Below are 13,215 nucleotides of genomic sequence, written 5' to 3'. Positions count from 1 at the left end.
GAATCAATCCTTGGAAATTCCACGATAACTGTGATGTAAGTTGTAAGTCGATGTAAAAGCCCCTCGCCTCAGTAAACCGAATAGAATCTCCTTTGCTATGCTTAAGAATGATGAATAACGACACATCCATCACGGAAGGTTATATGCACTTGGACACTTCTTCTGTGCCCCGGTTACCCGATAAAAAGTTTTCCGAACAACAGCTATCCGGTCAACAACGCCGTTGTCATATGTTACTGATGCTATTTATGCCGGCACGCACAGTACAATTGGACACGATTAGCCAATTAAACGGTGTCGGGTTGCCAACTACCCGGCAAGATATAGCCGAGGTTGCCAATGAAATCCAGCGTTTCTACCATTTGCAGCTCAGTGCCAATGTCGATGGCCCCTGCTTGATTCATGGCAATCGGCTCGATAAAAGGCTCTGCTTCATCCACTGGCTACGCCGTGGATTACGTTATTGCCCTGAATTTGTTGAGTATCATTTTGCCCCCAATTTATATGAGGCACTCTCGTGGGATAACCATCTGATATCCAAAGAATTGCCTAAAATAGTTGCCCAATGCGAACCTTATCTGAATCGTCAGCTCAATGAAAAAGACCGCCAGTTTTTACAACTCTATTTGGCCTATTGTGCTTGGGAGAATCGACAACATGCTCTACCAGAGCTCTCCCCGGCCCAGCGACAATGGCTAGCCTGTAAACCAGCACAGGCTGCCGCTGACAGTTTGTTTGATTCATTTAATCCGCTGTTAGGTAGCCCACTCGATAAAGTCGAACGAGACGTGCTAATACTGATGCTGACGATGATTAAGGCACACAGTTATCACAGTACTCAATCAGCGGAAGATTCGCGTCTGGCTAATGCTATCAGCCAGTTAATTATGCATTTTCAACAGCTTTCCGGTATGACTCGAAGTCGCAACGAAATGCTGACGAACCAGCTTTTTGCCCATCTGGCCCCTGCTATTGAGCGCTGTTATTTCAATATCGGTATTGATAATTCATCACTGAAAGAAGTTAACCGCCAATATCCGCGGCTGTTACGTACCACCCAGCAGGCGCTGGTTGCATTTGAGCAAGAGTATCAAATCCAATTTTCTGCTGACGAAGTTGCTCTCATAGCCATTAGTTTTGGTGCCTGGCTGATGCAGGAGAATGCATTACAGGAAAAGCAGATTTTACTGCTGACGCGGAATAATCCGGTATTGGAAGAGCAAGTTGAACAGCAGATTCGTGAACTGACTCTGCTGCCACTGCATATTAAGTACTTGCCGCATGATGTGTATTTACAAGCTGGGGCTCCTGCCGGTACAGCGGTAGTGCTAACCCCTTATGCTGTGCGCCAACCTGAATCAATCCCCCCATTAATTCAGGTGTTATTGCCACTCACGGCACAACAAAACAAGCAGTTACGCAATTTGTTAGAATTGCCCTAGTGGGTCATATTTTCTGATGCTGCGACCACTCGTGGGCGAATAAACAGCGCGGGGATCACAATCAATGCCATGACCCAGAATACTCCCCCCTGATAATGCTCGAACAGGAAACCAGAGATGACCGTCATTACCGCAATACCCCCGCCCATCGCCAGTGCCGAGTAAACCGACTGCAAACGGATCACATCTGGCCCTCGTCGGGCAGCAATAAAACGCATCGCCGCCAGATGGCAAACAGTGAACGAGCCGCAGTGCAAGATTTGAATCAAGATGAGCCACGACAGTTCTGTGGTTGAGGCCATCAAGCTCCAGCGAATAATGCCACTGATCGCGGAAAGCAGTAACAAACTGCGAGCAGTCCAGCGGCGGAAAAGGACATTACTGAATGCGAAGACCAGAATCTCGGCCACCACTCCCAACGACCATAAATAGCCAATAGTGGCTGCCGAGTAACCTGCATCTTTCCAGTAAATTGAGCTGAAGCTGTAATAACCGGCGTGCGCGCCCTGCAATAGAGTTACGCAGAGTAAAAATCGCCACACCTGCGGCTCAGACAGCAACTCTTTCCAGCGAGTTGCGGCCACATTACGGTGCTTAACCTCCCCCTGCGGCATGACGCTGGGTTTCAGCAAGGCTCCCACTAACATGGCTGAAACACCGAAAAGCAAGCTGTAGAGAATGGCTGGATGGCCCCAAACGGAAACCAGCTTCCCGGTTAGTGCAGAACCAATAACAAAGGCGAGCGACCCCCATAGCCGGACTTTGCCGTAATCCATGGTTAGCTGTTTTTGCCAGGTCGCTGCCAGCGCATCGGTCAGTGGCACCAATGGGCCAAAAAATAGGTTAAAACCGGCAATAATGATCATCAGCCAGGCCCAACCATTACCGAACCAAAAGCCAATGGCAAAAGCCAATGTCAGGAGTGCCAAAATTCGGATTGCGGTAACCAGATGGGAAGGGTCTTTAACGCCAGGAGCAATAATCAGACTACCGAGAAAGCGGGAAATTAACCCAGCACCAAGCAAAATACCAATGGTTTCAGGCGGTATTCCTTCCCCTTGCAACCAAATGCCCCAGAAAGGCAGGAAAATACCATAAGAAAAGAAATAGGTGAAATAGCTGAGCGACAGCCAACGTGTTGATTGCAATACCATGAATCCCTCCGAGGTCAGCCGTTACTGTGACAGAGGCCTCGTCTGCTAGCAATGTTGTAATCATGCAAACATACAGTTTGTGATTAAATTCACATTTAAATCATACGAGTTACAGATTACCAACAACGGATTCGATAGCCCCCGCATGTCATCCATGGCATTTTTATCCGCCTGCCATAGGCACAAAAAAACCCGCATTTCGCGGGTTTTATAAACCTACATCAATCTGACGATATTATGCGTAAACAGGGAAACGCGCGCAGATGGCTAGAACTTTCTGTTTGATACGTTCGATGGTGGCTTCGTCGTTGATGTTATCCAACACATCACACATCCAACCTGCCAGCTCGCGAGATTCATCTTCTTTGAAACCACGACGTGTAATTGCTGGGCTACCGATACGCACACCAGAAGTCACAAACGGGCTTTTCGGGTCGTTAGGAACGCTGTTTTTGTTCACGGTAATATTGGCACGGCCCAAGGCTGCATCCGCATCTTTACCGGTGATATTTTTATCCACCAGATCAAGCAAGAACAGGTGGTTATCAGTGCCGCCAGACACCACTTTGTAGCCGCGTTCCAGGAATACAGACACCATTGCTTTCGCGTTCTTAGCCACTTGTTGCTGGTAAATCTTGAACTCAGGTTCCATGGCTTCTTTCAGCGCGACCGCTTTACCCGCGATAACATGCATCAATGGGCCGCCTTGGTTGGCTGGGAACACTGAGGAGTTCAGTTTCTTATACAGATCTTCATCACCGCCTTTCGCCAAAATCAAACCGCCGCGTGGGCCAGCCAGTGTTTTGTGCGTGGTGGTGGTGACAACGTGTGCATGTGGAACTGGGTTAGGATAAACGCCTGCCGCGACCAGACCGGCTACGTGAGCCATATCCACGAAGAACCATGCGCCGATACTGTCGGCGATTTCGCGCATTTTTGCCCAATCAACAATACCGGAATAAGCCGAGAAGCCACCGATGATCATTTTTGGTTTATGAATTTCAGCCTGACGTGCCATGTCTTCATAATCAATCTTGCCGGACTCATCGATACCGTAAGGGACGATGTTGTACAGTTTACCGGAGAAGTTAACCGGTGAGCCGTGGGTCAAATGGCCGCCGTGCGCCAGGTTCATCCCCAGCACAGTGTCGCCGGGTTGCAGCAAAGCAGAATAAACCGCCACGTTCGCCTGAGAACCGGAGTGCGGCTGAACGTTTGCGTAATCAGCGCCGAACAATTCTTTAGCACGATCAATTGCCAATTGCTCAACGATGTCGACATATTCACAGCCACCGTAATAACGCTTGCCTGGATAGCCTTCAGCATATTTGTTCGTCAACTGAGAACCTTGAGCCTGCATAACACGCGGGCTAGTGTAGTTCTCTGAGGCAATCAGTTCGATGTGCTCTTCCTGGCGCACCACTTCTTGCTCCATTGCACGCCATAGATCTGCATCATAATCGGCAATGTTCATTTCACGCTTTAACATCCGGCTCTCCTGACTTAGCTAACATTTGGGGTCTATGCCACAGTGTAAACTGTTTCCCCCCCGTTATGATAGGTCTTGACAGAGGTTTTTACGCAAACGATTGGCTCCAGACTGCGTAAGGCTTTGACCTGCTCAGAGTTCATCCAGAGCAACGGAATTATCCTCATATTCATTGTGTAATATTTTCACATTCGCTGAGCAGACAGTGTGGAGTCATCCATTATAAGAGCAATGTAGATTTACAAGTTCGCGATCGCCCTATAAGATGCATTTAAAATACATGTATTAATTTATAACTTATAACCCAAAATCTTTAGCATTGCTGCAGGCAAGGATAAAGGGGAAAAAATAGTAAAGGAGCACCACATGCTGGACCACCAAACCATCGCTACCGTTCAATCTACCATCCCATTACTTGCCGCCACCGGACCCAAACTGACCGCGCATTTCTATGACCGTATGTTTGAACATAACCCTGAGCTCAAGCACATTTTTAATATGAGTAACCAGTTTAATGGGGACCAACGCGAAGCCCTATTCAACGCTATTTGTGCTTATGCGGCGAATCTTGAGAATTTGGCAGCGTTACTGCCCGCTGTGGAACGTATTGCCCAGAAACATACCAGCCTAAATATTCAACCTGAGCACTATTCTGTAGTTGGCCACCATTTGATATGTACTCTGGATGAAATGTTTTCCCCTGGTCAGGAGGTACTCGATGCTTGGGCGAAAGCCTACGCGGTGCTGGCAGATGTCTTTATTACGCGAGAAAGCCAGATTTATGAGCAGGGTGAAACTAGCTCTGGGGGTTGGAGAACGTTGCGCCGTTTCCGCATTATCAAAAAAGAGATGCAGAGTGAGGTTATTTGCAGCTTCGAGCTCGCACCGGAAGATGGTGGCCAGGTGCTGGATTTCAAACCGGGCCAATATCTGGGGATCTATATTGAAGACGAGCGTCTCGAATATCAGGAAATCCGCCAATACTCTCTGACGGCGGCACCAAACGGCAAAACATACCGTATTGCGGTAAAACGAGAAGAGCAAGGTACGGTTTCTAATTATCTACACCAACAACTTAACGAAGGCGATAACGTCCGTGTTGCCCCGCCTCGTGGTGATTTCTTCCTCGATATTTCGCCAGAGACACCAGTGGCATTGATTTCTGCCGGTGTTGGTCAAACACCCATGTTAAGCATGCTCAATACATTGCATAACCAACGGCATTCCGCCCCGGTGCATTGGCTGCATGCGGCTGAAAATGGGCGGGTTCATGCTTTTGCTAATGAAGTTTCGGCTATTGCAGAGAATATGCCAAATCTCAGCCGCCATGTGTGGTACCGCGAGCCGAGCGACCAGGATAATAAAGGGCAGGATTATCACAGCCAGGGGCTGATGGACCTCAGTTCACATCAGTGGCTGGCTGCAGACCCCAACAGGCATTATTACTTCTGTGGTCCATTCGCCTTTATGCAATTTGCTGGCCGTCAGTTATTGGCACAAGGGGTGGCATCCGAACGGATTCACTATGAGTGTTTCGGCCCGCATAAAGTCATTTAATTATTGAATTTTATTTAATTTCTCCGGGGAGGCTATTCGGCCTCCCCAACATATCGGTTATAAAAAATCCGTTTACTTATTGCTTTTAAATTTGGTAGAACGTGATTTAGATCTCATATATCCTAATTTAATATTGCCACGATGAGATATTCAGATGAATGTCTAAATATCCGTATAACTGAAAATTTATCGTGCGACTAAAATTATCCCCTTACTATTTATTACTCGGTAACCGAACGTATTGCCGGGTGAATTAAGGCTGAATTGACCTACCATGAGTAAGAAATTCATAAAAAAAGAAGGGTTGGCGTTAGTCTCCATGGCGCGCTATTTAATTGGCGAACGTCCCGGTAATCGGCTAAAAACCATAGATGAGTTATCCGATGATTTCGGTATCTCTGTCGGTGTGGTACAGCACGCATTAAAAGTGCTGGAAGCCGATGATGCGATTATCGTGGAACGCCGAGGCCGCAACGGAACCTTGCTGATTGATCTGAATATGCCGCTGTTACTGCAACAGGCCGATCTGGGTAATATGGTGTGTGCTATGCCACTGCCCTACACCAAACTTTATGAAGGTCTGGCGAGCGGCTTAAGGCAACAATTTACCTTACTTCCCCTTTATTTTGCCCATATGCGCGGCGCTGAAGTGCGTATCGAATGCCTGATAGATGGTATTTACGATATGGCTGTTGTCTCACATTTGGCGGCAAAAAATTATCTGGCACAAGGGAAAGTGTCACTAGCTCTGAATCTGGGAAATGGCTCTTACGTGGACGGCCATCAACTGATTTGTCGTCGTGGTCAACAACATAATATCCGCCGTGTCGGGCTAGATCCGCGCTCACCGGATCAATGCCTACTGACTGAGATTAAGTTTGCCGGACAAGCTATCGAGTTAGTCGAATTACCTTATAGTGATTGTATTGCTCATATTAACCGTGGTGATATCGATGCTGCGATTTGGAATCTGGCGGATAATATCCCCCATGAAGATTTGCAGGCCATCAAGTTACAGGGCGATGAGCGTTATATCCAAGCTTCACAGGCGGTTATCCTTATCCGACCTGATAATCACCCGATAAAATTGCTGCTGGAAAAAGGCATTAATGAAACATTGCTGCTTAACCACCAGCGGGCGGTACAGAATGGCGAGATAGAACCTCGCTATTAATCATAACAATCTGGCGATAAGCCGGACTATTTTCTGGAGGTCACTCTTTGGAGATTTGTATTGATGAGCGTCTCAATATTCTGTGTCAGTCAGGGGTTATCGACCCCGATATTGGCCAAGGGCTCGATCAGGTTATCAACCGGTTAGAACATTTTTGGCAGCTGCCGGTTCATGGATCTCAAGGCGTTATGGCCATTACCCATATGGCAAACGCATTGATGCGAACCCGCCGAGGTGAAGAGATTAATGCACTGGACCCAGCAATTTTAGCGGAAATTACCCAAAGCGAAGACATCCACTATATTCGTGAGATCAATCAGGATCTTTTGGCTTATTTTTCGCTAAAACCAGCAGAAAATGAAATTGGATATTTACTCGCCAACCTTTACGGTCTATACCTTTCCAGTGACATGCCCATTTTGCGTTAAGTTAATTTTTTAGGGCATAGTTATTGGAAATACAGCATCAGGGTACTTTTATAATAAATATTCAAAATAATGATAATTTAATTAAATCTGTGACGCCGTGGACAATCAGGACATAAAATGTTTTTAAAAACCCTGTTAAAACAAAATACTCAATTAATTGACGCGGCGATTTCTTTTTGGCACCAGGGAAAAATTTCTCCTGATAGCTATGTCATCGATGTTGAACAGACAGAAGCGAATGCTCGCCTGCTGCTTGAAACAGCGAGTCGTTACCAGATAAAACTGTATTTGATGAGCAAGCAATTTGGACGAAATCCGCAGTTATGTCGTCGTCTGCTAGCCTGCCAATATCAGGGCGAACGCTATCAGGGCATGGTAGCCGTTGATTTTAAAGAAGCACGCCAGCTTTATCGCCACGCAATTCCTGTTGCTCATATTGGGCATTTGGTCCAACCACCTTCTGGCATGGTGGATGAGGTTGTCCGTCAGCGGCCTGAAGTCATTACTGTGTTCTCATTAGAAAAAGCGCTGGAGATATCCCAAGCCGCCCACCGTCAACATATTATCCAACCACTCATGCTGAAAGTTTGCCAATCTGGCGACTTATTATATGCCGGGCAGGAAGCCGGTTTTGAATTAAGCCAGCTACCCGCCGTGATTGCTGCTTTGAGAGAGATGCCGGCGGTACGATTAGTCGGGATAACCCATTTTCCCTGCATGCTGTATGACACCCAGTCACAGCGGACCTCGCCAACAGCCAACATGCATACCCTGCTGGCCGCACGGAATATTTTACAAGCACAAGGGGTGAGTATTGAGCAGGTGAATGCCCCCTCAGCAACCAGTTGCACCACCCTGCCTCAATTGGCTCAATGGGGGGTGACACACAGCGAACCAGGCCATGCCCTCACCGGCACCATTCCCGCCAATCAGCATGGCAACCAACCAGAACAGATATCCATGCTCTATCTGTCTGAGATTTCTCATCACTTTGCGAATAACAGTTATTTATTTGGTGGCGGCCACTACCGTCGCGGCCATTTGCAGAATGCATTGATTTGGCACGATAACCAATTTAGCCAAAGCACGATATTACCGATTGATGATGACAGTATCGATTATTGCCTGCGACTCGCTGGACAGTTTCCGGTCAGCAGCCCGGTTATTATGTGTTTCCGCACCCAAATATTTGTCACCCGCAGTGACGTTGTTTTGATTGATGGCATCCAAAGTGGAAACCCGCGCATAATTGGCCGCTATGACAGCCAGGGTAATAAGTTGCCGGAATAGTAAGTGATACTAATAGAATTAATCTTTCGTATAATGACTGACTTTCTTCGGAGCCTGCCCGATGATCAATCCCAATGGATATACCTACGCCCACGAACATCTTCATATTGATTTGTCCGGATTTAAAAATAATCTGGACTGTCGATTGGACCAATATCAGCCCATTTGCGCCGAAATGCGTGAATTAGTCAGTAAAGGTGTGACAAATATCGTCGAAGTCACCAATCGATATATGGGCCGCAACCCGCAGTTTTTATTGAATTTGATGCGCGACAGTGGCATAAACGTTATCGCTTCAACCGGATATTACACCGATAGTTTCTATCCGCCGATGGTGCGCGAGAGTAGCGCGCAACAATTGGCACAGACCATGATTGATGAAATTGAGATAGGTATTGATGGAACTGAACTGAAAGCCGGTGTTATTGCTGAAATTGGTACCAGTGAGGGAGTGATTACTCCTGACGAAGCAAAAGTCTTTCATGCCGCGGCGCTGGCTCACCATGCCACTGGCCTTTCTATATCTACCCATACCAGTTTTAGTACCATGGGGTTACAACAAATAGCCCTGCTCAAGCAGCATGCGGTCCCACTGGATCGAGTGGTTATTGGCCATTGTGACCTGAAAGAACAGCCAGACCTTATTATGAAAATGATCGATATGGGCGTGTATGTCCAATTCGATACCATTGGTAAAAATAGCTATTTCCCGGATGAGCGCCGTGTCGCCATGTTAGTCACTCTCGCCGAACATGGGCTATTAGATAGAGTCATGCTTTCAATGGATATCACCCGTCGTTCACATTTAAAAGCCAATGGCGGCAGTGGATTTAGCTATTTAGTTGATTCGTTTGTTCCCATGTTACTGGCCGCAGGGATTTCCCACGATCAGGTGGAAATGATGTTACGCCACAATCCTAATAAATTTTTCAAGACGCAAGGAAAGTGATTATGAAGAAGATTGGCATTGCCGGGCTGCAACGAGAGTTAATACGCGAAATGATTGAGCGGACGGCACCGAATACTTTCGAGACATTTATTCTCTCGGATATGGATGCCGCCATAAAAGTCAAAGAAGGCCAGTTGGATTATTATATCGGTGCCTGTAATACCGGTGCTGGGGCCGCATTATCAATGGCTATCGCGATCATTGGTTATAACAAAAGTGCCACTATTGCTAAGCCCGGTATTAAAGCAAAACCTGAGCAAATCGATAAGTTTGTCACTGAAGGCAAAGTGGCGTTTGGCTTGTCGGTCGAACATATTGAACATGCTATCCCGCTGCTGATTACGCAACTGCGCTAAGGGGACCACCGTGGATTATATTCATATTGTCGTGGTTGCCTTGTTGACAGGGATGACCGCGCTGCTTTCTCACCGTTCTGTCGCCGTGTTCCATGACGGCATTCGTCCTATTCTTCCGCAATTGGTTGAAGGTAACATGAGCCGCCGTGAAGCAGGCAGTATCGCTTTTGGCCTGAGTGTTGGCTTTATTGCATCCGTCGGTATCTCATTTACCCTCTCCACCGGCCTGCTTAACTCTTGGTTACTGTTCCTGCCGACAGACATCATTGGCGTATTGGCGATCAATAGCTATCTGGCCTTCGCGCTGGGTGCCGCTTGGGGTATTTTGGCTCTTACCAGCTTGCCCGCAGTCAACACCGCCCTGACCTCATTACCGGTGAACTTTATTGGCTCTCTGGGGGAACTGAGTAGCCCGGTGATTTCCGCCTTTGCCCTGTTCCCTCTAGTGGCTATTTTCTATCAATTTGGCTGGAAAACTGCCGTTGTTTCCGCCTTTATCGTGCTGCTGACTCGCTTACTTATCACCCGTTTCACCGGCCTATTCCCTGAATCTATTGAAATTTTTGTCGGTATGATTCTGCTTATCGGTATCGCCATCGCACAAGATTTACGGGCCAAAACCCACCTGGGAGGTGGTGGCGGGCACTCTGTTTTCGAAGAGCGAACCCAGCGAATAATTAAAAATTTGCCCATGCTGGCGATTGTCGGCGGGTTAATTTCTGCAGTAGCAAGTATGAAGATATTCGGCGGTAGTGAAGTGTCGATTTACACCCTGGCTAAAGCCTATGCGCCGGGTATCACACCAGAAGAGTCATTAGCATTAATCCATCAAGCATCATTGGCCGAGTTTATGCGTGGCCTCGGTTTTGTGCCATTGATAGCCACCACTGCGCTGGCGACGGGTGTATATGCAGTTGCGGGCTTCACATTTGTGTTTGTGGTCGGTTATTTGGTCCCTAACCCATTGCTGGCAGGGATAATTGGCGCGGTTGTAATATCGCTGGAAGTGTTGATGTTGCGCTCAATCGGCAAGTGGCTGGGCCGCTTCCCTTCGGTGCGTAATGCCTCCGACAATATTCGTAACGCCATGAACTTGCTGATGGAATATGCACTGTTAATCGGGGCGATTTTTGCATCGATCAAAATGGCCGGTTATACCGGTTTTACTATCACGACAGCGCTGTATTTCCTCAATGAAGCTATTGGCCGCCCGGTCATGAAAATTGCTGCCCCTGTGGTGGCGGTCATTATCACCGGTATTGTGCTTAACCTGTTCTATTGGCTGGGGCTATTTGTTCCTGCCTAATCCCGCAAGAGATATAACGTTAAAAAGCCCGTTCGTCGCAAAACGAAACGGGCTTTTTACTGTATGACGGGCAGAACTTAAATCGCTTCTTCGTCTTGTTCACCGGTACGAATACGCACCACACGTGAAACATCAAAGACAAAGATTTTACCGTCACCAATTTTACCGGTCTGGGCAGTTTGCATAATCGCGTCTACGCAGGTATCCACAATATCGTCAGCAACAACAATTTCAATTTTCACTTTTGGTAGGAAATCCACCATATACTCAGCACCACGATACAGCTCGGTATGCCCTTTCTGGCGGCCAAAACCTTTAACTTCTGTTACCGTCATCCCGGTGATACCGACTTCAGCCAGTGCCTCACGGACATCATCGAGTTTGAATGGCTTAATAATCGCGTCAATTTTTTTCATGGTGAATCCCTGTTTTTACCAATTCTTGCGGCCAAAGCCTGATGTAATCGGATAGCGTCTATCTTTGCCAAAATTGCGGGCGGTGATACGCGGCCCAACAGCTGACTGACGCCGTTTGTATTCATTGATATCTACCAGGCGGATGACTTTACGCACGATAGTTTCATCAAAACCGTCAGCAACCAAATCAGCCACTGACTTATCCTGTTCGACATACCCTTGGAGAATAGCGTCCAAAATATCATAAGGTGGCAGGCTATCCTCATCTTTCTGATCAGGCGCCAGCTCCGCAGAAGGTGGCCGGGTGATAACCCGTTGCGGAATCACATATGAAACGGTATTGCGATATTCTGATAATTTGAATACCAACGTCTTGGGCACATCTTTCAGGACATCAAAACCACCGGCCATATCACCGTACAGTGTGGCGTAGCCTACCGCCATTTCGCTTTTGTTACCGGTGGTTAATACAATGCTGCGGCGCTTGTTCGACAAGGCCATCAACACCACGCCACGACAACGCGCCTGAAGATTTTCTTCCGTCGTATCACGCGCAGTGCCAGCAAACATCGGCGATAATTGGCCCATAAAAGCATCAAACATCGGCTCGATGGAGAGCACATCAAATTCGATGCCCAGAATTTCAGCTTCTTCTTTAGCATCAGCAATGCTGATATCTGCGGTGTAACGGAACGGCATCATCAATGCCTGGACCTTATCTTTACCTAGCGCATCGACAGCAATGGCCAATGTTAGTGCCGAGTCAATCCCACCGGAAAGGCCCAGAACCGCGCCATTAAACCCATTTTTAGTGACGTAATCACGCACCGCCAATACCAGTGCTTCATAGACTTGCGCCAGTGGGGGTAGCTCTGCGGCTGGCGCCATCATCGGCACGACTTCACACTCATTAAACTGCAACAGCGTGGTTTGTTCAGCAAAGGCCGCCAAGCGATGAGTCATATTGCCCGCAGCATCAAATACTTTAGAACAGCCATCAAAAATCAGCTCATCCTGCCCACCAATCTGGTTGAGATACACCAGTGGCAAGCCGGTACGCTGGCAATGGGCAGCCATTAGGGTTTTGCGAACATAGGGTTTTTCGCGGTTATACGGCGAGGCATTGATCGACAGCACCACTTCTGCGCCAGCCGCTTTGACCGCATCTATCGGGCCATCAAACCAGAGATCTTCACAAATAAGCAGGCCCAAACGGTAGCCTTTTAGCTCCACCACGCAGGTATCATGGCCAGCAGAGAAGTAGCGTTTCTCGTCGAAAACACCGTAGTTGGGTAATTGCTGCTTGAAATAGCGCGCTTGCAATTTGCCATCAGCAAACAGCGACAGTGCATTATAGAGATTGCCCTCTTCGCGCCATGGATGCCCGACCAACACCGCCGTTTGCTGCGCCGCCGCCTGCAAACGATCCAGTTGTGCTTCGCAGCGTTGATAGAAATCATTACGGTACAGCAGATCTTCGGGCGGATACCCCGACAGAGCCAGCTCGGAAAACATGACCAGATCGGCTCCCGCCTTCTGCTGCTCATGTAAGGTTTGCAACATACGTTCAGTGTTGCCTTCGATATCGCCGACCAGCCAATTCAACTGGGCTAGTGCAATGGAAAGTTTTCTGCTCATTTGTATTTAAACTCTG

Annotated in this window: 12 protein-coding genes; 8 read left to right on the top strand and 4 right to left on the bottom strand. The window is 47.7% G+C overall.

Going from position 1 to position 13,215, the window contains the following annotated elements; all coding sequences use genetic code 11:
• The first annotated feature begins 143 nt into the window (after window positions 1–143).
• Complete coding sequence (csiE, locus tag DJ58_RS17655; protein ID WP_032910728.1) at window positions 144–1,442, top strand: stationary phase inducible protein CsiE; 1,299 nt, start codon at window positions 144–146, stop codon at window positions 1,440–1,442.
• Here csiE and DJ58_RS17660 read toward each other — a convergent pair.
• Together DJ58_RS17660 and glyA are read right to left on the bottom strand one after the other, a co-directional pair.
• Window positions 1,439–2,596, bottom strand: a complete 1,158-nt coding sequence (locus DJ58_RS17660) for a 3-phenylpropionate MFS transporter (RefSeq protein ID WP_004707927.1) — start codon at window positions 2,594–2,596, stop codon at window positions 1,439–1,441. The genes csiE and DJ58_RS17660 overlap by 4 nt on opposite strands.
• 235 nt (window positions 2,597–2,831) lie before the next feature.
• Window positions 2,832–4,085 (bottom strand): serine hydroxymethyltransferase, encoded by a 1,254-nt coding sequence (gene glyA, locus DJ58_RS17665; RefSeq protein WP_004707929.1) that lies wholly within the window; start codon window positions 4,083–4,085, stop codon window positions 2,832–2,834.
• 366 nt (window positions 4,086–4,451) lie between these two features.
• Between glyA and hmpA the strand changes: the two genes are divergently transcribed.
• From hmpA to DJ58_RS17700, 7 genes are all read left to right on the top strand, one after another.
• On the top strand, window positions 4,452–5,642 hold the full coding sequence (gene hmpA / locus DJ58_RS17670) for an NO-inducible flavohemoprotein (protein ID WP_004707931.1): 1,191 nt from the start codon (window positions 4,452–4,454) through the stop codon (window positions 5,640–5,642).
• A gap of 274 nt (window positions 5,643–5,916) precedes the next feature.
• Window positions 5,917–6,816 carry a GntR family transcriptional regulator YhfZ gene (gene yhfZ / locus DJ58_RS17675; RefSeq protein WP_004707933.1) on the top strand — a complete coding sequence of 300 codons (900 nt, stop codon included), beginning with the start codon at window positions 5,917–5,919 and terminating at the stop codon, window positions 6,814–6,816.
• 47 nt (window positions 6,817–6,863) lie between these two features.
• The gene (locus DJ58_RS17680; protein WP_004707934.1) at window positions 6,864–7,244 is read left to right on the top strand and encodes a PRD domain-containing protein; all 381 of its coding nucleotides are present in this window, start codon (window positions 6,864–6,866) and stop codon (window positions 7,242–7,244) included.
• Between the two features lie 117 nt (window positions 7,245–7,361).
• The gene (locus DJ58_RS17685) at window positions 7,362–8,534 is read left to right on the top strand and encodes a YhfX family PLP-dependent enzyme (protein WP_004707936.1); all 1,173 of its coding nucleotides are present in this window, start codon (window positions 7,362–7,364) and stop codon (window positions 8,532–8,534) included.
• A 61-nt stretch (window positions 8,535–8,595) separates the two neighbouring features.
• Complete coding sequence (locus tag DJ58_RS17690; protein ID WP_004707939.1) at window positions 8,596–9,483, top strand: phosphotriesterase-related protein; 888 nt, start codon at window positions 8,596–8,598, stop codon at window positions 9,481–9,483.
• A 2-nt stretch (window positions 9,484–9,485) separates the two neighbouring features.
• Window positions 9,486–9,839 carry a DUF2620 domain-containing protein gene (locus DJ58_RS17695; protein ID WP_004707940.1) on the top strand — a complete coding sequence of 118 codons (354 nt, stop codon included), beginning with the start codon at window positions 9,486–9,488 and terminating at the stop codon, window positions 9,837–9,839.
• Window positions 9,840–9,849: 10 nt separating this feature from the next.
• A complete protein-coding gene (locus DJ58_RS17700; RefSeq protein ID WP_004707942.1) occupies window positions 9,850–11,145 on the top strand; it encodes a YhfT family protein in 1,296 nt (431 codons plus the stop codon).
• A 77-nt stretch (window positions 11,146–11,222) separates the two neighbouring features.
• On the opposite strand, the gene glnB is transcribed toward DJ58_RS17700, so the two are convergent.
• Window positions 11,223–11,561, bottom strand: coding sequence for a nitrogen regulatory protein P-II (gene glnB / locus DJ58_RS17705; protein WP_004707943.1), 339 nt, complete (start codon window positions 11,559–11,561; stop codon window positions 11,223–11,225).
• Window positions 11,562–11,576: 15 nt separating this feature from the next.
• Complete coding sequence (locus DJ58_RS17710) at window positions 11,577–13,199, bottom strand: NAD+ synthase (RefSeq protein WP_004707945.1); 1,623 nt, start codon at window positions 13,197–13,199, stop codon at window positions 11,577–11,579.
• Window positions 13,200–13,215: the final 16 nt, after the last annotated feature.

The organism is Yersinia frederiksenii ATCC 33641 (assembly GCF_000754805.1).
GTDB classification, from domain to species: domain Bacteria; phylum Pseudomonadota; class Gammaproteobacteria; order Enterobacterales; family Enterobacteriaceae; genus Yersinia; species Yersinia frederiksenii.
The sequence above is the reverse complement of the archived record's forward strand: the minus strand, read 5'-3'. Positions and strand labels throughout refer to the sequence as shown.

Coding starts and splice junctions, on each gene's coding strand:
- csiE (WP_032910728.1), top strand. CDS start 144: ATGCACTTGGACACTTCTTCTGTGCCCCGGTTACCCGATAAAAAGTTT.
- DJ58_RS17660 (WP_004707927.1), bottom strand. CDS start 2,596: ATGGTATTGCAATCAACACGTTGGCTGTCGCTCAGCTATTTCACCTAT.
- glyA (WP_004707929.1), bottom strand. CDS start 4,085: ATGTTAAAGCGTGAAATGAACATTGCCGATTATGATGCAGATCTATGG.
- hmpA (WP_004707931.1), top strand. CDS start 4,452: ATGCTGGACCACCAAACCATCGCTACCGTTCAATCTACCATCCCATTA.
- yhfZ (WP_004707933.1), top strand. CDS start 5,917: ATGAGTAAGAAATTCATAAAAAAAGAAGGGTTGGCGTTAGTCTCCATG.
- DJ58_RS17685 (WP_004707936.1), top strand. CDS start 7,362: ATGTTTTTAAAAACCCTGTTAAAACAAAATACTCAATTAATTGACGCG.
- DJ58_RS17690 (WP_004707939.1), top strand. CDS start 8,596: ATGATCAATCCCAATGGATATACCTACGCCCACGAACATCTTCATATT.
- DJ58_RS17695 (WP_004707940.1), top strand. CDS start 9,486: ATGAAGAAGATTGGCATTGCCGGGCTGCAACGAGAGTTAATACGCGAA.
- glnB (WP_004707943.1), bottom strand. CDS start 11,561: ATGAAAAAAATTGACGCGATTATTAAGCCATTCAAACTCGATGATGTC.
- DJ58_RS17710 (WP_004707945.1), bottom strand. CDS start 13,199: ATGAGCAGAAAACTTTCCATTGCACTAGCCCAGTTGAATTGGCTGGTC.